General features: G+C 45.8%; 15 protein-coding genes. 2 read left to right on the top strand and 13 right to left on the bottom strand.

What is annotated here, in order from left to right:
• Positions 1 to 28 precede the first annotated feature (28 nt).
• A complete protein-coding gene (locus CFX1CAM_RS00665) occupies positions 29 to 1,444 on the top strand; it encodes an LCP family protein (RefSeq protein ID WP_087861156.1) in 1,416 nt (471 codons plus the stop codon).
• Positions 1,445 to 1,560: 116 nt separating this feature from the next.
• Here CFX1CAM_RS00665 and CFX1CAM_RS00660 read toward each other — a convergent pair whose 3' ends face one another.
• Together CFX1CAM_RS00660 and CFX1CAM_RS00655 are read right to left on the bottom strand one after the other, a co-directional pair.
• Positions 1,561 to 2,418, bottom strand: coding sequence for a DegV family protein (locus CFX1CAM_RS00660; protein WP_087861155.1), 858 nt, complete (start codon positions 2,416 to 2,418; stop codon positions 1,561 to 1,563).
• Positions 2,419 to 2,619: 201 nt separating this feature from the next.
• On the bottom strand, positions 2,620 to 3,339 hold the full coding sequence (locus tag CFX1CAM_RS00655; protein ID WP_157891622.1) for an SIMPL domain-containing protein: 720 nt from the start codon (positions 3,337 to 3,339) through the stop codon (positions 2,620 to 2,622).
• A 423-nt stretch (positions 3,340 to 3,762) separates the two neighbouring features.
• On the opposite strand from CFX1CAM_RS00655, the gene CFX1CAM_RS00650 reads away from it, so the two are divergent.
• On the top strand, positions 3,763 to 5,049 hold the full coding sequence (locus CFX1CAM_RS00650) for a Glu/Leu/Phe/Val family dehydrogenase (protein WP_087861153.1): 1,287 nt from the start codon (positions 3,763 to 3,765) through the stop codon (positions 5,047 to 5,049).
• A gap of 207 nt (positions 5,050 to 5,256) precedes the next feature.
• Here CFX1CAM_RS00650 and CFX1CAM_RS00645 read toward each other — a convergent pair whose 3' ends face one another.
• The 11 genes from CFX1CAM_RS00645 to CFX1CAM_RS00595 form a co-directional block, all read right to left on the bottom strand.
• Positions 5,257 to 6,891, bottom strand: a complete 1,635-nt coding sequence (locus tag CFX1CAM_RS00645; protein WP_087861152.1) for a hypothetical protein — start codon at positions 6,889 to 6,891, stop codon at positions 5,257 to 5,259.
• A gap of 450 nt (positions 6,892 to 7,341) precedes the next feature.
• Positions 7,342 to 9,603 carry an MFS transporter gene (locus CFX1CAM_RS00640; protein WP_162287638.1) on the bottom strand — a complete coding sequence of 754 codons (2,262 nt, stop codon included), beginning with the start codon at positions 9,601 to 9,603 and terminating at the stop codon, positions 7,342 to 7,344.
• 313 nt (positions 9,604 to 9,916) lie between these two features.
• Entirely contained in the window at positions 9,917 to 10,834 is a 918-nt protein-coding gene (locus CFX1CAM_RS00635) for a polysaccharide deacetylase family protein (protein ID WP_087861150.1), read from the bottom strand.
• 70 nt (positions 10,835 to 10,904) lie between these two features.
• The gene (locus CFX1CAM_RS00630) at positions 10,905 to 12,026 is read right to left on the bottom strand and encodes a ligand-binding sensor domain-containing protein (protein WP_087861149.1); all 1,122 of its coding nucleotides are present in this window, start codon (positions 12,024 to 12,026) and stop codon (positions 10,905 to 10,907) included.
• A 13-nt stretch (positions 12,027 to 12,039) separates the two neighbouring features.
• The gene (locus CFX1CAM_RS00625) at positions 12,040 to 13,287 is read right to left on the bottom strand and encodes a transglutaminase-like domain-containing protein (protein WP_087861148.1); all 1,248 of its coding nucleotides are present in this window, start codon (positions 13,285 to 13,287) and stop codon (positions 12,040 to 12,042) included.
• 94 nt (positions 13,288 to 13,381) lie between these two features.
• Entirely contained in the window at positions 13,382 to 14,734 is a 1,353-nt protein-coding gene (locus tag CFX1CAM_RS00620; protein WP_087861147.1) for an MFS transporter, read from the bottom strand.
• 491 nt (positions 14,735 to 15,225) lie between these two features.
• Positions 15,226 to 15,501 (bottom strand): LSm family protein, encoded by a 276-nt coding sequence (locus tag CFX1CAM_RS00615; protein ID WP_087861146.1) that lies wholly within the window; start codon positions 15,499 to 15,501, stop codon positions 15,226 to 15,228.
• Positions 15,502 to 15,507: 6 nt separating this feature from the next.
• Positions 15,508 to 16,290 (bottom strand): amidohydrolase family protein, encoded by a 783-nt coding sequence (locus tag CFX1CAM_RS00610; RefSeq protein ID WP_087861145.1) that lies wholly within the window; start codon positions 16,288 to 16,290, stop codon positions 15,508 to 15,510.
• A complete protein-coding gene (locus CFX1CAM_RS00605) occupies positions 16,287 to 17,024 on the bottom strand; it encodes an amidohydrolase family protein (protein ID WP_087861144.1) in 738 nt (245 codons plus the stop codon). The genes CFX1CAM_RS00610 and CFX1CAM_RS00605 overlap by 4 nt, the downstream gene beginning before the upstream one ends.
• A gap of 38 nt (positions 17,025 to 17,062) precedes the next feature.
• The gene (locus CFX1CAM_RS00600) at positions 17,063 to 17,821 is read right to left on the bottom strand and encodes an AAC(3) family N-acetyltransferase (RefSeq protein WP_157891619.1); all 759 of its coding nucleotides are present in this window, start codon (positions 17,819 to 17,821) and stop codon (positions 17,063 to 17,065) included.
• Between the two features lie 98 nt (positions 17,822 to 17,919).
• Positions 17,920 to 19,782, bottom strand: coding sequence for an outer membrane protein assembly factor BamB family protein (locus tag CFX1CAM_RS00595; protein ID WP_087861142.1), 1,863 nt, complete (start codon positions 19,780 to 19,782; stop codon positions 17,920 to 17,922).
• Positions 19,783 to 19,874: the final 92 nt, after the last annotated feature.

The following is a 19,874-nucleotide window of genomic DNA, read 5'->3' as shown; positions in this document are numbered from 1 at the left end:
AAATATTTTTTTACACACGAAGAGTCAATTGAAAACCTTCTTTAAAAACATTGCCCGTAATTTCCCTAAGGACCGAACGACCCGGATTATTCTCGGCGTCTTGGTGGTGCTGGGGCTGGTCGGATCATTCTTCAGCTTTCGTTTTGCCTGGCACATCGTGGCTACCAACCAGACGTTTTCACTACCTGGTGACCCGATCATAAACGCACAGTTGACGAACGGGGATCAGGAAGGCTTAACCTCAGATAAAACGTCGTCCGGGTATGTCCCCTCTGCCAACCTGCCCACACCAGAGCCCTGGGATGGAATCAGTCGAATTAATCTTCTTTTAATGGGGTTGGACTACCGGGATTGGGAAGCGGGAGAGACCCCGCGTACCGATACCATGATTTTATTGACCTTTGACCCCCTGAATGATACGGCCGGCATGCTATCAATCCCCCGGGATCTGTGGGTGCCCATCCCTGGATTTGATTATCACAAGATCAACACCGCGTATTACCTGGGGGAGGTTTATAATTTACCGGGCGGTGGTCCGGGTTTGGCAATGAAAACCGTTGAAGAACTTTTAGGGGTACCCATTCAATATTATGCTCAAATTGATTTTCAGGCGTTTGTGGATTTTATCGACCACATTGACGGTGTCAAATTGACCTTTGACGAGCCCATGGTGCTGGACCGCCGCGGCCCGGATAACACCATTACCATTGAACCGGGTATCTATACATTGCCAGGCGAATATGCCCTGGCTTATGTGCGCTCGCGGGCTGGTGAAGCCGGCGACTTTGGCCGGGCAAAACGACAGCAGGCTTTTATTATCGCTGTACGGGACCGCATTCTTGAATTTGATATGATGCCCAAACTGGTGGCTAAAGCGCCGCAGATTTATGCCGATATCTCCGCCGGCATCCACACCAACCTGTCGGTTAACGAGGTAATCAAACTGGGTTGGTCCGTTCTCGATATCGACCGCGCGGACATCAAATCGCGGATGATCAGCAATGAATATACCACCATGGCTGTATCAGAAGATGGGCTCGATATTCTCAGACCGATGCCCGATAAAATCCGTTTATTGCGCGATGAGCTTTTTGGTGATGGAGATGTCTTTGGTCCTGTTGCAGAGGGTGATCTGCGCGATATCATCGCTGAGGAAGGTGCACGGGTTTCTGTGCGCAATGGGTCCTCGTATGGCGGCCTGGCAGCTCAGACTGCGGCTTGGCTGCGTGAGCAGGGCATCAATGTCGTGGAAGAGACCAACGCTGAGTATACGGTGTTCAGCAAAATATTCCTGTATAACAGCAAGCCCTATGCATTAAAATTTCTGGCAGAAATTTCAGGGTTAACATCCCTCAACATTCACTACAATGACGAGGTGGATGTTGGTTTTGATATTATTTTTATCCTCGGTGATGATTGGGCGAATAATAACCCCATGCCATAAGCCACGCTTAATATCACGGCAACCCCGAGGAGCTGTATGATTGTCCCTCGGGGTTGTTTTATTTTGTTTGTATTCAGGCATTAGTGCCTGATTTGGGCGCAGGTTAATGCTGATTCTCAGGCGGGCAAGCTGCTCAACGGCGCAAAGACCAGGCCGACCAAACCTCGCCCGGTATGTGCGCCCAGAACAGGTGAGATTGTGAAATCAGGCAGCCAATCACATTTAAAAAGGGCTTCTGTGGCTTCTCGCAGCTTGCTGGCGGCATCGGGATTGTTCGCATGGCCGATCTGGGCGCGAAGGTGTGTGCCTTCTGGAAATTTACTGGCGATGTAAGCGGGAATGGCTTGAATGGCGCGCTGGAAGGTGCGGGCTTTGCCGCGTTCATAATATTTGCCGTCGGCTTTATCAACCCCGATCAGGGGTTTAATCCCCAGAAGGTTAGCCAGCAAACCCTTAAGGTGGCTGATCCGCCCGCCGTGGATCAGGTACGAGAGGTTGGGCAGGGTGAAGATGATCTCTGATGCTGCCCGGATCTGCGCCAGGCGCTGTAATACCGCCTCCAGCGACCATCCTTCAAGGGCGCCCCGCCCGGCAGCTTCGACCTGCCAGCCCATTTCACCAGAAAGCGTACGGGTATCGACCAGTTGAATATTGAGGTGTGGTAGCTGGCTCGCTGCAACCTGCGCCACGCCAAGTGTACCGCTCAGACCCGATGAGATGTGAACGGAGAGGATGTCCGTATCGGTTTCAGCAATTTTTTGGTAGAGTTCAAGAAATTCACCCGGGGATGGGGTTGACGTTGTGGGCATATCGTCGGTATTTTCCAGCATCGAGTAGAACTCCTCCGGCTGGATGTCAATCCCGCTGCGATAAGATACGCTGTTCAAGGTGAGCTTAAGCGGCAGCGAATGAATCGGGAGGCCTTCTTCTTGTTGCGGTGAAAGGTCATAGCCGCTGTCGGTTACAATTTGCATTCAAACCTCCAATTTAATGCTTTATTTTAAAAAAACCTAAACCAGAATTTGTTGACGACTTAAACAAATCCCATTAGGGTAAGTAGTATACTCAGTAGGAAGTAAATTGGACCAGTTTTTATGAAAACTTAAAACGCTTAAACCACAAGAGACATGCCCAGACGCATGTCTCTATTTGTGTGGAGTTTTTAGCAACCCGACTTACTTGATGGCGTAGCTGACGTTGCATTCCATTACAACGCTCAGCGTGCCGGCAGCGATGGGGACGTCCATTTCTGCGGCCATCATCCCACCCATACCATCATAGAAACCGATGGGCGTGCTGGATTCATAGACGCTGATGCTGATGATCTCGCCCAGTTTGACGCCGGCGGAGGCAGCAATCGCTTCGGCTTTAACCTTTGCATCCGCAATCGCTAAATCGCGCGCCTCGGCAATCGCTGCTGAACGATCGTCAACGTTGAAGCTAATCCCGTAGATCGAATTTGCGCCTGCCTCTACAACTGCGTTGAGCACCTCACCCAGGGTGGATAAATCGCGCACGGTCACATTGACGGTGTTTTCAACCGCAAAGTAGCGACCTTCCACCTCTCCGGTCATGGGATTCCAGCGATCGTTCGGATAGATATTGAAGTTCGAGGTTTGAATATCCTTTTCTTCAATTCCCATCTTTTGCAAAACCTGTGAAATGGCATTCGCCTGGGCGCTGTTAGCCTCCAGGGCATCGGTGACGACTTCCGCTTCGGAATGAACGCCGACGTTGATCGTTGCCATGTTGGGGACGACGGTGACCCGACCGATTCCGTTGACCGAAAGTGTGCGGCTACTATCCGGGCTGGTGAACGGGGCTTTCGGCGAGCAGGCAGCCAGTGCGCCCAAAATCAGGATGCTGACGAACAATAAATTTAATTTTTTAGACATTTCTTCCTCCAAAAACGATTTGAATATCAATCTTCTGCTTTCTTTCGTCATATAGACGCATTTTCTGCGCCTGGAGTTCCATTTTCCACCTACAATGTGTGAATCATCATGGGTCTGGCAGATGTGTTTGACTTTGCGATCGCCTTAGCGGAAAGCCTGCATAGCGGAACCATGATGAATGGCATCCGGAAGGCTTTACAGCATGCATATTGACGGAAAATCAAATCTCAGTTATGGTAAAATTCGATTCAGAACTCGACGGAGCAGGCATGTTCTTAACCCTGAGACAACTGAGCTAAATTTCGCGCGGGTCTTCATTCGAGGTGCCCATGTATGATTAATCATGACCAACACGCAGATGCGTTGACTGCCTGCAAAGACTGATCAGAGACACTTAATAAACATCAATTGATAGGAGAAATTATGTCAGAACATACCAATGCTTTTACCATGGCTCAGAAGCAATTTGACCGGGTTGCAGACCTTTTGGGACTCGACCAGCAGGTCAGGGAGATCCTGCGGTTTCCGCTGCGAGAATATCATCTACGCTTGCCGGTGCAGATGGACGATGGCAGTATTCGCGTGTTTCAGGGCTATCGCGTGCAGCACAATGATGCCCGCGGACCGGCGAAAGGCGGCATCCGCTTTCATCCGGGTGAAACCGCGGATACCGTGCGCGCCCTGGCCATGTGGATGACCTGGAAATGCGCCGTTGCCGATATTCCCCTGGGCGGCGGCAAGGGCGGCATCGTCGTCGACCCGGCAACCCTGTCCATGGACGAAAAAGAGCGCCTGTGCCGGGCGTATGTGCGCAGCATCTGGCGCAATATTGGACCCCGGCAGGACGTTCCTGCGCCCGATGTCGGCACCAATGCGCAGATGATGGGCTGGATGATGGATGAATATTCGACCATCACCGGGCAGTACACTCCGGGCGTGATCACCGGCAAGCCGGTGGGCGGCGGCGGCTCCCTCGGTCGGCGAGAAGCCACAGGCTACGGCGTGATCTACACCGTGCGTGAAACCATGAAGCACCTCAAGATTGATCCGACCAAGACCACGGCAGCGATCCAGGGCTTTGGCAACGTGGCTCAATTTGCGGCGGAAGGCTTTATCAAACAACTGGGCGGAAAGGTGATCTGTGTCAGCTATTGGGATCGTGAGGATCGCGCCTCTTATACGGTCTGCAAGGATGATGGCATCGACCTGGATTTCTTAGTGAGCATCACCGATCAGTATGGATCGATCAACAAGGACCAGGCGGTAAGCGCCGGATATACGATCGAAGCTGGCGATGAATGGATCGCCAAAGAGGTGGACGTTCTCATCCCGGCGGCGCTGGAAGGACAGGTCAATGGTGAATCAGTCAAGAAGATCCACAGCCGGGTGAAGATCCTGGCTGAAGGCGCCAACGGTCCCACCACCCCTGAGGCAGATGAGGTGTTGAAAGCGCGCGGCATTTTTGTGATCCCCGACTTCCTGTGTAACGCCGGAGGCGTGACCACCTCGTACTTTGAGGGCGTCCAGAATGACATGAACTTCTACTGGACCAAGACCGAGGTGCTGGAAAAATTGGATGACAAAATGACCCAGGCTTACGCCTCGGTGTACGATATGTCCAAAGCGCAGGATGTGTACATGCGCGACGCCGCCTACATGGTGGCGATTGATAAAGTGGTTAAGGCGATGGAGCTGCGCGGCTGGCTGTAGCTTCAACCGTTTTTTAGCTGAACCTAAAAACATCGGTCGGTCACCGGGGCAGGTTACGACAACCTGCCCCGCTTTGGTCAGCGTATCTCCTGGGCGAAAGCCGGGGCGTTAGCCGCATGGATGGTGTGCCCTGGGATGGGCACACCTTGTTAACCAAACGAAATTTGCTGTCGCCGACGATCGGCTGGGCGCGACTCCCTGGCCCTTTTAACGCCGTAAAAGCGGGATGTATACACGCCCGCTAATTGCGACAATTTGACCTTCCACATCAAGATCGGTCCAAGGTGATGGAGGACCCCATTTCCCCGAAGAGGCGGTGAACAGCTCTCCCTTCTGCGATCCGCTTGATATGGCAGTGCGTTGATTCTTGTAGACCGCATAGTTCTTATCTACGATCAACTGCAGGCTTGTGGCGTCCCGCACATAGATCGGGTTGGTGGTGCTGCTGTTGCCGCGCAGTTCTGCTGCCTTAACTCCCACCGAATCGTTAATATAGGTGACAACCAGATTGTCCATGGACCCACAAAAGGGCTTCAGGTGACTGTCGGTCACAAAGCTGATGCCGCCCTCATACTCATTTTGAGTCGTATAGGCAATAGTAAACGGGGGAAAGCCCGCGGCACTCGTTGTGGAAAGCTTGGCAACAACCCACGGGTCGCGATCGGTAGAAGAAAAAAGGTGGTAGAAAGAGACCAAAAACTTCTCGGTGCAGGGGTCGTAGGTCACATCGCTATTAAACGTGGCATTTGGGAAAGTCGCGGCTACGTAGGAATCGAAATGAACGTACTGGTTGCCCCCGGCCACCGGGTGATCATAGACCTTGGTGTAGCTGGCAGAATACTTAACACCGGACCACCAATCATAAGTGACCATGTAGAGGCCCCTCCCGACGCCCCAGGCCAGGTGAGGAAAACTTGCGCCCGTTGCATCCGAAAGGTCTCTTACGGTGCTCCCGTGAGTTATCCCGCTGCTGGAAATGGTATAGAAACGACCCTTGATTCGGCCCTCCTGGTTATGCTGAAAGGCGATCAGGCAAGTGCCGTTGGTGTGTTTGCAGGCCACATCCGGGTACCATTCATGATAGACACTATTGCTGACCCAATATGCATCCCCGATGTTCCCAGTCGTCGGGGAGACAAGCTGAATGACAACATCATAATCAGAGGATGAAAAATGATATTCATAGACCACCACGAACAGGCCGCTTTTTGCTTCATAGGCTACGGAGGGAAACTCACAATCGGCTGCCCAATCAGCAATGGTGATGGTGTTTTTTAACTCGCCCGTGTTAGAATAAACTTTTCCATAGATATTGCCCTGTCTCACGTAGACAACCAGATAATGATCACCGCCATGCGCCACCGCCGGCCACCACTCATCGATATCAATCGTTGTGGCAATCGGAATGGGAGCCCCCACCATTTTCACCGCTCTTGCATCCTCCGGAGAGTCTGCTGAGGGGGGGGCGTCCTCCTTCTGCTCTTCGATTGCCGGCCATAAGGATTCCTGCAGGGCTGGGTCCGCTTTAACATCATCGATGCCACCCATGTCTTCCGGCGAAAGCGGTGGAGGCGTGAAGGTCTCCATTTCAGGGAGTTCAGTCATGATGCCGCTTTCGAGTAGCGCTTGCTGTTTCTCAGCGATTAACTGCTCGATGTCGCCGTCAATGGGCGGGTTGTCGTCAACCCGGTGATAAGGATCAAAATCAGGAGACGGCTCGTAGACGGTGCCTTCGGGTGGCGCCTCGCGCCAGGGGAAATCGCCCTCCTGGGCGATCACCGCCGGTGCGCTGATCAGCGCCAGGATGATCAACAAACCAAAAACAATTTTTAACGCTTTCATAGCGTCCTCCAAAGTGAAATGATTTGATTGTGAATATGACATTAATGGGAGTAGCAATACTTCACACGATTTACTTATATTATTGCTTAATTATTTAAAATAGTCAAACTTATTTCAATGGTGAAGAAAAGCTGAGAATGGCACAAGGAGCGTTGATGAATGGTGAGTGCTAACCCGTCCTGGATACGCTTTATAGAAACAGGCCCATCATTTTTTCACCCCAGTAAATCAATGGAATGCCAACCATCCCCCCGGGTATGATAACCCTGGGGGAATTGCCCCCGAAGAAAAATCAGCTTATAGAATATTTTTTGGTGGTAAAAACAAACCGATCATGCTGATAAAGTTCCATCCGCATATGGGCTGTATAAATCCAGCGGCTATTGATAAAAAGGCACAGCCTTTGTAGTAAGTGTACGGAGCACGATCAAAAAATACACCTGCTAAGATTTACTTGTTTTCAGTAATGCTAAAAACAGCAAAGATCATCAACAATGATAAATTTCTCAGGTTTTCATTGTTTCCTTCGATATGGGTTGAAAACCTGTGCAACAAGGCATTTAATAATGCATTATCGGCTCCCTCAAATAAGCGGTGTGAGATTTCTAATAACATCTGGGATGCACTTTCCATATTTCCTTTTGCAAATTCGGACGAACAGGTTGAAATTAATAAAGGATCAAGATCAGTATCTGTGCCAATCCGCAAAGCATGTATGATGATAGAAGCATTGGTGAAGAAATCTTCAGTCAACTGTCTGTGAATCAAGATAAAATCATCTTCGTTTCCAATTAACCTTGCCAGTGTTAATAGTAACTCATCCCGATTTTCCTTTACGGTACTCGAGAGCATTAAATCGATGAGGTCATCAAAAACAGAGGCTTCACCCAAATGCCCCAGTGCAGAGGCGCAAGCTTGTAATAATCCTCGATCTGTTTCATTTTGAAATAACGCCAAAATGAGGGGTATGGATTCGCGATCTCCTAAAGCGCCTAAAGACCTGACACAATGAGCACGCACGGAACGATACTCTGAATGAACAGCGGAATGCCGCAAAGCTTCCAAAGCTTTGGGATCCTTTATGCGTCCTAATGCCCAGGCGCTGATGACACTTAAAGCTGGATCATTGCCATTCAAAATCTCGATGATTGCTTCCGTTAATTTTGGGTGGGGATGATGTCTGGCAATCGAGATAATTGCTTCATATCGCACAAAAAACCGGGGATCTTTTAATGTCGACAGCAATTCGTCAATTACCAAATAAGATTGGGTTCTACCCAAACGCTCAGTCAGGTTAATAGTTTCTCGTTCCTTTTTAGGTCGGCTGTAACCAATAAGCGATTCAAATGCAAGCAAAGGATTTCCCTTAAAGAATAAGCTGACAAACTCGCCCACACTAACTTCACCCTCACTTTTTACGGTCATGATGACCATAATTCCAATAAACGAAAAAATTAATATCAGCCCAAATAGAATACTATAGGAATTTATCGGGAATTGTCTGATTGACCCCGAGATATTGTCCAAAGAATCCAATAGTATGCCCCCAAATACTTGACTTAATCCCATCATCAAACCTAAATTGGCGTTGTACAGGGCAAAATAGGGAGTGCTGAATTTAATCGGAACCAAACGATTATAGAGTAGACGTGCTCCACCAATATTACGTCCCATCTGAGAGGCTCCTTGAATTAAAGAAATCCCCAATGCGACAATAAAACTAAAATTTGATCGATAGGGTGTAATAAACCACAATATGGGTAAAATTGCTGTCAGAACCATATTAATCTGCAAAACTGGCTTACTTCCATAGCGATCAGAAGCCCAACCCCAGATAAAACTCGTTAACACACCGCCTACCATTACTCCGGTCTGTAATAACACAACGTTCCCAGCGCTCAATCCAATTTCTTCATTCATGAATAAAGCCACATATGAAAACAGTGACTCCGCAAGAGTTATCCATCCTATACCATGGACAAACCTCATATAATTTTTATCTTTAACAGGGATTCTAAAATTTTCAACAATAGAGGATGGCTTTTCAATTCCTTGTTTGGGTGACCCTCCAGGAAATCGTGTACAAATCCAGGCTGAAATAAGGCCAAAAATCACACCAATGACAAATAATATATTAAAAGGCTGAATACCCTCTGAACGTGCGATATATAAACCTGCCAATGCTACTGTAAGAATATTGATAGCATTGGATATCGCCAATTGTTTGGCTGAGAACACCCCCCGTATGGATTTGGGAATAATTTCCTGATTCCAAGGCATTATTGATACTGAAGAAATCATTCGGAAAAAGGAAAACACAAACACGATGACGATGACCAAAATTGCCATCATTACCTGACCAAATTGTTGTCTGACCCAGGGCGAAAGAATTATCGGTAACCAGATTAGAAAACGAATTGCAAAACTCGATAAAAAAGCTTTTCGAGCACCGATTTCTGAAATTTTGTCGGCAATAAAAATGGAGAAAATGTTAACAAATGGCACCAAAGAAAGAACGGCGCCTAATAACGTCTTGTTAAACCCCAGCTCATTAAGATACAGAACAAATATCGATCCAATGAATGTTAAGTTGATTGCCACTGAGTTTGAGGCGACAAACGCAAGATACCAAGGAAGATTCCTTAATTTCTCTGCTGTTGTTATTTTCTCATCAGCCTTATAAACAGGCAATCCATTTTCGGAAGGCGGCATACTCATATTCTTGTGAAGTTTTATTGTTCCTGTTTTTCTTATATATAAAATAAATACATGGATCGTCTTGCGTCGCTGCCTGTCCAATCTGCTGTGCTACCCGATTCTCTCATCGTTGCAAATTGGGGTTCCTTCCAATCACTGGCACATCGTTGATCGCCTTTTATCGCTCCACTTTCATCGATCATACAACTTCCAACTGAACAGAAAAAATCCATTAACCAACCGATCCAACAGTAACTGGCTCTGCAGGTTCAACGTCCACTTTTCCCAACCGATGCAATAACATGCTCACTTCCTCGAAAAAATATGTTTAAAAAACATCCAGCTTTTGAGCAATACACGCAACCGATAAGAAGCTACTTGGAATAAATTCATAGCTCAATGCTTCACAGCAATCCCTGGCGATTTGGCAAAAGAGCCGTAAGTTATTGTAGTAAAGACTATTTCGGTCGCCAAAGAGACCGGTATTATGGCTCCCGCTCATAATGACTCGAATGGGTTGGTTACATTTTTCCATTTCTTCAAGATTTTCCATAATCACCATCCTGAATTTCTCACCATCAGGACCAATTATTGCTGGGTTGGTTTCCGCTCGTAAATCTAATGGGCGGTCAGGGTTGTTCTCGAAAAACACACTGCGACCTCGAGTTTTTGGGATTTCATAGATCTTTAAATCTCCTGGAATGAGCCGGCTTTTCCGCGAAGCATAATGTGGAAATGGCCAACCTCCTTTCCAGCAGGCATATATTTCGGGTTTGTAAGTCCCAACGGCTGTTGTGCTTGTCCATAAAAACCCCAGTGCTTCGAGGATAGGAAATGTATCATCATTCGCACTGGTATAGCATGCGCGGTAACCCAGGCAGGCTTTTCCTATCACATTTTCGAGATCTTCTTTGGCAATGCGTAAGGCTTCATATTGATCTTCATAGGATAAAGACCCTAACCAGGCGGGTGTTTTCATTTTCGAATAACGCATACCATTGAGATGTAACGCAATTTCAACACCTTCATTTGCCAGTTGCCGATAAAGTGCCGACTGCCTCCTGGCAACATCCGGGTAAACAAATAGAGAAGCACCATCAAGCAAACCCCAATCATTCATAACTTCAATGAATCCTGTGACTGATTCTTCAGCAAATTCCCAGGTTTTGGGTCCGCCAAACGGGGGCTCCGGTGGCAATTCACAATCCAATGAATAGTTGAAGTAGATCTTGCCATCAAAAACCATTTACATATCTCCTTATGCGTTTTCCTTCTCTGACTAAAAGAGAAAAATTTTCATGAGCAACCCAACAAACCTAAACAGACAACCTCAAAACAAAAAGACTGCTTGCTCGGTGAGGATTATCCGTTTCGGCTGCGACCAGCGTGGTTTCATCAACCATACAAAGATCGTGAACTAACCAGGCACGTTTGCCATTCCGGCTGTCTTGTACCGGTCCAAGAATGTCAAAAGAATTTTTATCACGATGATATGAAAATAAAACAGTGTTATACTCCGAGCCCGCAACGCCTAATATAAGCCCGTTTGGCGCTTCTGCCAGTCCTTTTATTCGTTTTCCAGGCGCAGGTCTTCCTAAATAAGTGATCGAAGGGACATCAGGCAAAAGTATAGATAGAGAGCCATCAATTCCGCCAATATAAACGTTCTGATCTTCCGTTCGGACGTATGAATCGATGGTACTTCTACCAAGATTTTGCGCATCCGGAAGGTCGAGGTTAAGAAATTCTATCGAGTCTGTTTCAGGACTATATCGCAATAAGGGGGTCCGATTTGCCCATTGAGCCAGATGATAATTGTGCCAAATCCCACCTGAAGTATCCATGATGACAGCCTCTGAAAGTGTGGCACCAAAATTTGTCAGAATACGAGTTTTACCTGTTTCCATGTCAAAACAAAAAAGATTACGACCAGGAAATGTATTCCCATAAATTCTGTTTCTGCATTCATCAAGCACTATACCTTGAATATAGTCATTGGGAATGGGTATTCCTAACAATTGATATTTCTTGTTAGACGGGTTGTATCGAAATAACTGTCCGCCCTGTGCATTAGGCCAAATGTCCACATCGCTCAATGTGGCAACACCTCCATAAAAAATGCCTGCAGAATCTTGCTGCAATCCAAAATGGATTTTATGGGCATAGCGATCACCCGTGTTTGGGAATTTCAACGATTCAAAATGACCATTCTCAGGGTTGAAAGTGTAAAAGAAATCACCGTTCATTGCGGTCAGACCTGCGTAAACCAGGCCATCATTCTTGTTGTAATGCAAACAATCAAATGAATGCCAGTCATTTACTAAAGTATCGTCAACAAGCCAATCTTCAGATTGCATTCGACGAGTAAAGGATGCCCATTTTTCTTGGCTTATTTCACAATTCTTGTGATTATAAGCGGTGCATTGCTTAATTTTCATTTTGTTGCTCCAATCAAACCATCAAATAATCAGGCCTGTTATTAAAATATTCTTTGTCTGCGAAATATGGGAACATCCCCAGACCTTCATGCAGATCTTTCGTTTCCCAAATGAGATTTATTTCACTATATGCTGTTGCCCCATGAGCGGGCGGTGATAACTCGGGGCGGGTAAGAAAATCTGTGCGAGGCCAAATACTGCGGTGAACAGCCCATTGCGTACTTTGTATTTGCGAACTATTAATAAAGGCTTCAATATGAGGAAATCGCTTCTGGTAACGAGTGCCAGGTCCCCAAACCGCCAGATCTAAAGCAGAATCTCCGCTGGCTCGTAGTTCATCGAGTGAAAGTGGTACGCCAGATTTTTCAAATATCACATCAAGGTTGGGATCAACCAGAACCCATTTATTGAAATCTTCGAACCATACTTCTGCCAAAAAATGTCCGCCAAAACCGTTGATCGAGTCCGTACCGATGACACAACGGGCAGGAATCTGCAAAGCCATGCAGGATGAAACAAATGCCACTGCATAATGAACGCACATCGTAACGGGTGTTCTCTGGTCATGCCCCAATTGATATTTTCCCCAAGCAAGGATCGTCTCTGCATCCCAGGGGGTATACAAAGAGGAAACATATGTATCAACATGCGGCCAGGATGTGCTCAGCCATGCCGTGAGGATACGAACCTGTTTCATTAAATTTGTCTCATGAATCGCTTGTTCGGGCAATTGCTTTCTTAGGCTCAAAGTTCGAGGCGAAGTTAGATCTTCCCAAATCATCCGGGGTGGGTCGGGATCCTGACCTTCTTCCAGCCTAACCCGAACAACATATTCCCCCAAAACAACATTTTGGAAGCCCATTTTTTCTGCCCGCCAATTTTGGCCACAATCATCACTGATAAAACTGTTGGGGTGTGCATGGCCCGATTCAAGTCCTAATGACCAGGCATTCATAGCCGTGCTGTCGCTCCAAAACTCAAAAATGTTCTCACCCTGCTTAAGAAGATTAGAGGCTAAAGGAACTTCAAACCAAATATAAGACTTTGCATGTTTCGATAATAAGGGTTGTATTTCCACCTGGTTAACCGAAATTCTGAGGGGGTATTCTGTGCCAGGATAGGGCCTTGCGAGAAGGAATAATTTTGCGTTTTGGTTTGTGGCTGGCAAGTTAAGAACTTTGCGTGCCCGCCTAAAAGTGGTGAGTTCTTCGCACAGGGTTGGAATAATGTATCCCTGTTCAGAAAAATACAATTTGCTCATAATCCATGTCTCCGTGGGGTAACTGATGTTTACGATTTGTCATCATTGTTGCTTTGCTTTCCGTTTAATGGTGATAACGTTTTTATCAAGCACATTATTGACCTAAAACTATTCTGGTGTCTTTAACACTCATCAGAATGAAAATCCCAATAAGACATAAAACTAAAGCGACTAGGAACATCATACGATACCCTATCGAATCGACCAATAATCCAGCGACGACAGGGGAAGCCAACACACTTATTCCCGGCAAACTGCGCGAAACCCCAATATAAATTGACCGATCTCTCTCGGGACCGAGTTCCATTGCAAAAATCAGCTCACTGATATTCATAGCTGCTTCACCTAACCCAAAAAATACAAACACCAGGTAATACCATCCGATCGTCGGTGCCAGTAAAGCCACAAGAATCATCAAGAATCGAATCCAGCTCGTTAACAAAAGAACTGCATGGGGACCCAATTGGTCTCCTTTCATGGATAATAATATGCTGCCAGCCATGCCGCTTAGGATTAAAATAACGGAAAAAACAGCAGCGTATTCATTGCCCAGGTTAAATTCTTTAATGCCAAAAACTGCCACATAATAAATTGGCATGTTTCCGAGCTGGAATAATAATCTGCTTGCAATAAATTTTCGAAAATTATGATCAGTCTGGAGCACAAGGGTTATTTTTGAAAAATCGAGTAAGGATTTATTCTCTTTACTGATAGGTTGTGGAGGGTCGGGTTCATCAAACACTTCAGGTTCGACTGTTCTATTGAACATAAAAAACGAAAAACTAATAAAAGTGGCTCCGATCAAAAAGTTAACACCAAAATTAAAGGGAAAAATAAGATTTGCCAGGATAAACCCGGCGATAACAGATCCGATTGTCCCAAGAACTTGTGCAGCCAGAACTGAGATACCAAAGAATCGGCTTCTGACCTGACCAGGAATAACGATCGCAATAGCCTCATACCAGGGCAAATTTGAGACACCAACTGAAAATCCCCGAAACAAGACAGCAAACATAAAAATCCAGACCACAATCGCAGGCGGGAGAAAAATTAATAAAAAAGGCGTTCCTGCTAATATGTAGAAGGGCAATATATGAGAAATACGAGCAGTCGTTTTCGCAAAAGGAATTTTTCTTGATAAACCATTGACATAAGGGGCCAAGAAAAAGGACGGGATCAGAGAACCGGAGCGGATTATAGCTGGCACCATACCCACAATCAGCGCAGATTCGGTGATCATGCTGACAAAAACTGGCAATATCGTATTCGTCGATATGAAGCTCTCTCCCAGATCAAAGACGGCAATATAGACCATATTCGAGAGAAAATTATTCTTGAATTCCTTCCTGACCTGAGGATGGACATTATGCTCAGGCGGAAGGCGTAACATATTTTTAATGGTATTCCTGATGTTAAACAATAATTCAGCTCTCCATGCAATAGTCATTAATCGCCGTTGTTATCAGTTTGCATTATTGAAGAACACTTACTTGTTATTTTGTACATAATGCTTTATATCTTCTAACACATCTGGTTAATATTGAAACGGGTGTGATTTAAGAATTGTTTAAACATCGTACTAAAGGCGCAGAACATCCATTTTAACAAGGCAACATCCATCCCTTGATAAAAAATCTGTAAGAACGCTGATTTTGTTTCTTTTCTTTCACTTTTCCTCTCTCAGCATATGGCAATCCTTGTCATCAACAAATTGTCGACTGGACTCAATGCCTCCTCATTGACGGTCCCGTTTCACCTCCGAGACAACGAGTTTCTCGTCGATCATAGTAATATATCCGGGTACTTCCTGAGCTAGAATACCATGAACAGCCTTCCGCTCAACGGGTGTTTGGAGTTCTATGCCTTTCAAGAGAGCAGCCTGCATCCCTTCTTTTCCAAAAAGATCATCAATGTAAAAATCACCCGGTCATAATTTCCTTACAGCAAACCAACACAAATATCCATTTCACCGATCACAGATGGTCGATTCTCATAATCTTGTTCTGGATCATCGCAAAACGGGTGGGAAAAATAACCAGGAACCCGAGTTGCATGCACACGCGAACCATTTTGAGTCATTCTGCCAACAATTAATAGTTGCAAATTGCCTTCTTCACCCTCACGTGGGCTGCTTTGACTTATAATGCCGATAGGCGTAGAAAGATGGTCAACGAGGACTTGCTTAAAATCGGCGTCAAGTTTACAGGTTTTCATCGGTTATTAAATTTCTTTATTGATAAATCGTAAAGCATTTTCGCCAAGGATCATTCTTTTATGCGCTTCAGGTGCATCCATCAAATCAATCCGGCGCAAGTAAGCGGTAGTGATTGACGCAGGTCCGCACCCTCCATCACTACCAAAGAGCAACTTCTCAGGCCCCAGGGCATCATATAGTGATTGAATGCCCCATTGCGTTGGACCGCTGAGGCAGATGAAAAGGTTTGGCAGCTCCTTTGCAGCATCGATGAAATCCGGCCATAACTCTCTTAATCCACCATGGGCACTTAATACTCGCAATTTAGGATACTTTCGAGCATAATAAGCAACCTGGATTGCAGAACAATATTCTGGAGAACCATCGTGTGTCGTCACGGGGACATCAAGGTCAATCGCTTCCTCGGCGATGATGTCAAAACCCCGGTTAGCTATCGAAACCCCCTGACAAATAGGTACAAATTTTAATCCGTACAGGCCTAAATCTTTAATTGCATACCGAATTTCTTCACGGAGTTTCTTTTCTTCAAGGGCTGGTGAGACTGTTCCCCAAGCATAAATCTGATCAGGATATTGACGGTTAAATTTCGCTAACGCCTCATTTTCAGCCCGGCATAATGAATTAAGCCGGAAAGAATGAGAGGCAAAAACAAAACATGCTTGCACACCTAGTGCTTTGTAATCTTTTAAATATTGATCTTCCGATGTCGTCTTGACACCATAAATATTCTTATTTTCTACGAAGCCTTGAATTTCAAGGCCGATATGGGTGTGGGCATCAACAATCATGATATAAACCTTCCGCGATAAGCTTCCCTAATATTCACTGACAATATCTTTGTCTGATCTTCTGCTTCGGTAAATACATCACACAGGGTTTCAATTTCGATTTTGGGGATATATTCAGGTGCACTGCTGCCAAAGACGATTCGATGAGTCAACCCATGAATTTTAAACATATTAAAATTAGCGGGGCCATTACGAGAGGTTTCCAGCCAGACATTATCCAGGAACTCCTTCGCGAAAACAACATCTTCACTGTAATCGCTTGAGCCGGAGTGCCCCATAATGAAATTTAGTTTTGGAAACCGCCTTGCCAGTTCGATAACGTGGAGTGGTTCTGCCAAGCCGGCAGTTCCCGTATGTGCATAGACCGGCGCCTGATATTTTTCAGCAACAGTGAGCAAGGGGTCAACGATGTGATCCGATAATCTGAACCCCTGATAAGGTGCGTGAAGCATTAAGCCCGTTAAGCCTTCAGAAAAAGCTCGCTCTAATTCTTTGATGGCTTTTTCACCATACCAGGGGTTCGCTACTGCCCGTCCTATCAAACGATCGGGGTGAGTCTTAATCGCATTAATGACCAAATCATTGCCTTGTATATTGTTTACGGAAATGTAATGGTCGACCGGGCTAACAATTGCCATGCCAACATCTGCATCGTCCATGCGATGTAATAAATCATCAACAGAAAGTTGAAGGTGTTTGCCTGTGCCAATAAAAACATGTGCATCTATTTTCATAAGGGGTTAATCCTTTTTAAATATTTTTGGGCCTCCGTTTATAAAAACTCGGAGGCCCAATTACAAAATGTACATGAAGGGCGATCACAAAACAATCGCCGTTGATCTTCTTTCAGGAAATCCACCACTGCCTGGATTAATGATTGGGCGTTCATTACCCGACAATTGGCAGAACCAATCCGGATTGAGTGAATCAAGTTGCGTTCTTCAATAAACGGTGTGATTTTTTCGAAACCACTACTACAACCTGGAATACCAACCAATTTGACCCAACGCTTTTCCTCCCCCAATGGTTTAACCCAGCGTCCCTCTGGCAAATCGGGCCTGGGCTTACCCCAAAAGGGCAAATTAGCATAGGCTTCGCCGGTATGTATCATTGTGTTGGCTTTCTGGTTAACTCCCAATAAAAGCACCTTTCCATTTGCTTTTGCTAATTTATCGAAAGGACTGCCGATGCCAACCGGCGTTTTATACATTTGATTTTGAGTGAGAACTTCAGAAAGCGCGCCTATCGCCACGACGGCATGGCTTGGCTGAGCACTTATTCTGGCGCCAGACCTGGTGATCAATGTCGCTGGCAAAGCACCTGTCACTGGAGGAGGCAAAATACTAAGATCAAATAGTTCATCACTATCTTTGTAGTTGACAAAATAAGGTGCTAATAAGGTGCCTTCCTCTCCAATCACTTTTAAAAGCACGTCAATAAGGGTATTTACCCCACCTTCAACATAACCAAAACTTGATAATGCCAAATGAACCACAAGATGATCGCCAGGTGAAATGCCCAGTTTCCACAAACCCTGCAATAGATCGTCATAGGTCACATGAGATCTACGTTGTTCCATCTCATTGAAATCTTGCTCGGGTCTCATCGGGAATCAATCATCTTTGATGGTTATCTATGGATCGCGACCACAGTGCCACTGCTTGTTGGAACAATAATCAAATGTTGATTCACTGCTGGTGTTGCATGTACTGCTGAACCCAGAAAAAATTGTCGAATAACTTTGCCGTCGGATAGTTTCAGTTCATAGACGGTTCCATCGGCAGCACCTGTATACACTTGGTCTTCAAAAACAGAAGGAGCACCTGCAATCCCTGGCATATTCCGACGATTCCCCGACACACATTGAATCGGCGGGCCACTTCTAAACGTCCATTGCTCTTCGCCTGTATGAATATCAACGGCTATTAAGCGTCCAGTGACGGTATCACTCAGGAGAATTAACTCGCCAGCGATAACAGGGTGGGTAAAATTATGAGAGCTAATTAAATTACGCCAAATGATTCCTCCTGTTTTGGCGTTTATCGCAATTAGTCCGCCATACGAAAAACCAGAGCGACCTTCTTCTGTTGTCTTTGGGGTCTCAATTCCTTTAATATTAAAAGCTACGCAGAATAATTTATCTTCTGATGGATCCAACGCTAAACCGCCGGTCAACCGTTCAAGACAATCACGATCGTCAGTTTCCCACACCACTTCGCCATTCATACGGTTGAAACAGGTTACACCTTTACCAAGTACGGCTGGTACAAATACACAAGTGGCTGAAGCCAGGGGTTTCCCCCGCGATCCTACCCAATCATGGTGTTTAAAAGAAGTTTTCCAGACATTTGCGCCATCCTTCACCTGAATAGCCACGACATGCTCGGTCGTCCGAAGGAAAACCAATTCATCACTTACTGAGAACCCATCCATTGCCCAGCGGTGAACGTTAGAGTCCACCGCCACAGTCCATACGGGTATTCCATCTTCCAGGTTGAAGGCGCGCAGAGTGCCATCTACTGTCATTACCAGTACTTTGTCTAAAGACACCACAGGCGTACTGAACACGGCTCCCTTTATAAATGATTTCCAAATGCATTGACCAGAATCAACAGATATGCATATCAATGTACTGTGTTGAATATCCTCGTGAACATAAGCCAAATAAACCCGCCTGTCAACCAATACCGGTGAGTTTAAGAAGTGGTGCCCACCAGTTTCAAACGCCCACACATAGTCTGAGGTTTTTACCTCACTTTTATCTGAATTATCCTTCTGACCCAGAAAAAAATGAGGGGCAGGTTTTTCATCCAATGTTTTAAAGCGAATTTCTAAATCATGCCCAGTTAAGGAGCATTGAAAATAACCGCGCGGAAAACCACCATACCCTGCAACAGAAATAGGTGGCACTGAGGCAAATAAAGTACCATTCTGGCGCCAAACCTTCAATAGATGCCAGTGACCCATGAATACTGCCAATGGATTAAGACCAAGATATGCGGGCCAATCCCGCGTGGTTGGCATATGCTGAAACATAAGCAAGGGTTTGTCATCAGGAAGGTTTTGTATTTCTTCTGCTAACCACTTTTCTTGCATCTGCCATTGTTCAGGTTTTAAATAATCAAACTCTCCAGGTGTATTAAAATCAAGGGGTGGGATTGTACACATTGCTCTGGCATGACCAGCATCAAATGCATACCATGGGTTGCCAAGGGCCTTGCGGTAATTTGCTATAGCATCAGCAGCACCAGAAAACAATAATTCATTACCATCATGACCGCCAAACACACTATAAACCGGCACTAATGATGTCTCTATTGCAGATTTGTACCAATTAAATTCTTGAAGGCTACCAGACCAGGTGAGATCTCCGCCGATAACGATAAATTCAACACCCCTGATCCTGCCCAGGTCCTCGATTAACCAATCCCTAGTATGGAGAGAATCCACATGAGGATCAGCAGCGAATGCAAATGTGATTTGTTGTTTCATATCCTAATATATCCTGCTTTCTATCCGATGGCAGGCCTATTAATTTCCAGAATGTGCAAATGTAGCGTTTAGATCGATTACATGGCTAAGCC

It is taken from the genome of Brevefilum fermentans, from assembly GCF_900184705.1.
Taxonomy (GTDB): Bacteria; Chloroflexota; Anaerolineae; order Anaerolineales; family Anaerolineaceae; genus Brevifilum; species Brevifilum fermentans.
The sequence above is the reverse complement of the archived record's forward strand: the minus strand, read 5'-3'. Positions and strand labels throughout refer to the sequence as shown.

What these genes read in the sequence shown, in the direction of transcription:
- CFX1CAM_RS00635 (WP_087861150.1), bottom strand. Translation starts at nt 10,834, where the DNA reads ATGGTTTTTGATGGCAAGATCTACTTCAACTATTCATTGGATTGTGAA.
- CFX1CAM_RS00645 (WP_087861152.1), bottom strand. Translation starts at nt 6,891, where the DNA reads ATGAAAGCGTTAAAAATTGTTTTTGGTTTGTTGATCATCCTGGCGCTG.
- CFX1CAM_RS00610 (WP_087861145.1), bottom strand. Translation starts at nt 16,290, where the DNA reads ATGATTGTTGATGCCCACACCCATATCGGCCTTGAAATTCAAGGCTTC.
- CFX1CAM_RS00595 (WP_087861142.1), bottom strand. Translation starts at nt 19,782, where the DNA reads ATGAAACAACAAATCACATTTGCATTCGCTGCTGATCCTCATGTGGAT.
- CFX1CAM_RS00620 (WP_087861147.1), bottom strand. Translation starts at nt 14,734, where the DNA reads ATGACTATTGCATGGAGAGCTGAATTATTGTTTAACATCAGGAATACC.
- CFX1CAM_RS00655 (WP_157891622.1), bottom strand. Translation starts at nt 3,339, where the DNA reads ATGTCTAAAAAATTAAATTTATTGTTCGTCAGCATCCTGATTTTGGGC.
- CFX1CAM_RS00605 (WP_087861144.1), bottom strand. Translation starts at nt 17,024, where the DNA reads ATGAAAATAGATGCACATGTTTTTATTGGCACAGGCAAACACCTTCAA.
- CFX1CAM_RS00660 (WP_087861155.1), bottom strand. Translation starts at nt 2,418, where the DNA reads ATGCAAATTGTAACCGACAGCGGCTATGACCTTTCACCGCAACAAGAA.
- CFX1CAM_RS00625 (WP_087861148.1), bottom strand. Translation starts at nt 13,287, where the DNA reads ATGAGCAAATTGTATTTTTCTGAACAGGGATACATTATTCCAACCCTG.
- CFX1CAM_RS00615 (WP_087861146.1), bottom strand. Translation starts at nt 15,501, where the DNA reads ATGAAAACCTGTAAACTTGACGCCGATTTTAAGCAAGTCCTCGTTGAC.
- CFX1CAM_RS00650 (WP_087861153.1), top strand. Translation starts at nt 3,763, where the DNA reads ATGTCAGAACATACCAATGCTTTTACCATGGCTCAGAAGCAATTTGAC.
- CFX1CAM_RS00640 (WP_162287638.1), bottom strand. Translation starts at nt 9,603, where the DNA reads ATGCCGCCTTCCGAAAATGGATTGCCTGTTTATAAGGCTGATGAGAAA.
- CFX1CAM_RS00630 (WP_087861149.1), bottom strand. Translation starts at nt 12,026, where the DNA reads ATGAAAATTAAGCAATGCACCGCTTATAATCACAAGAATTGTGAAATA.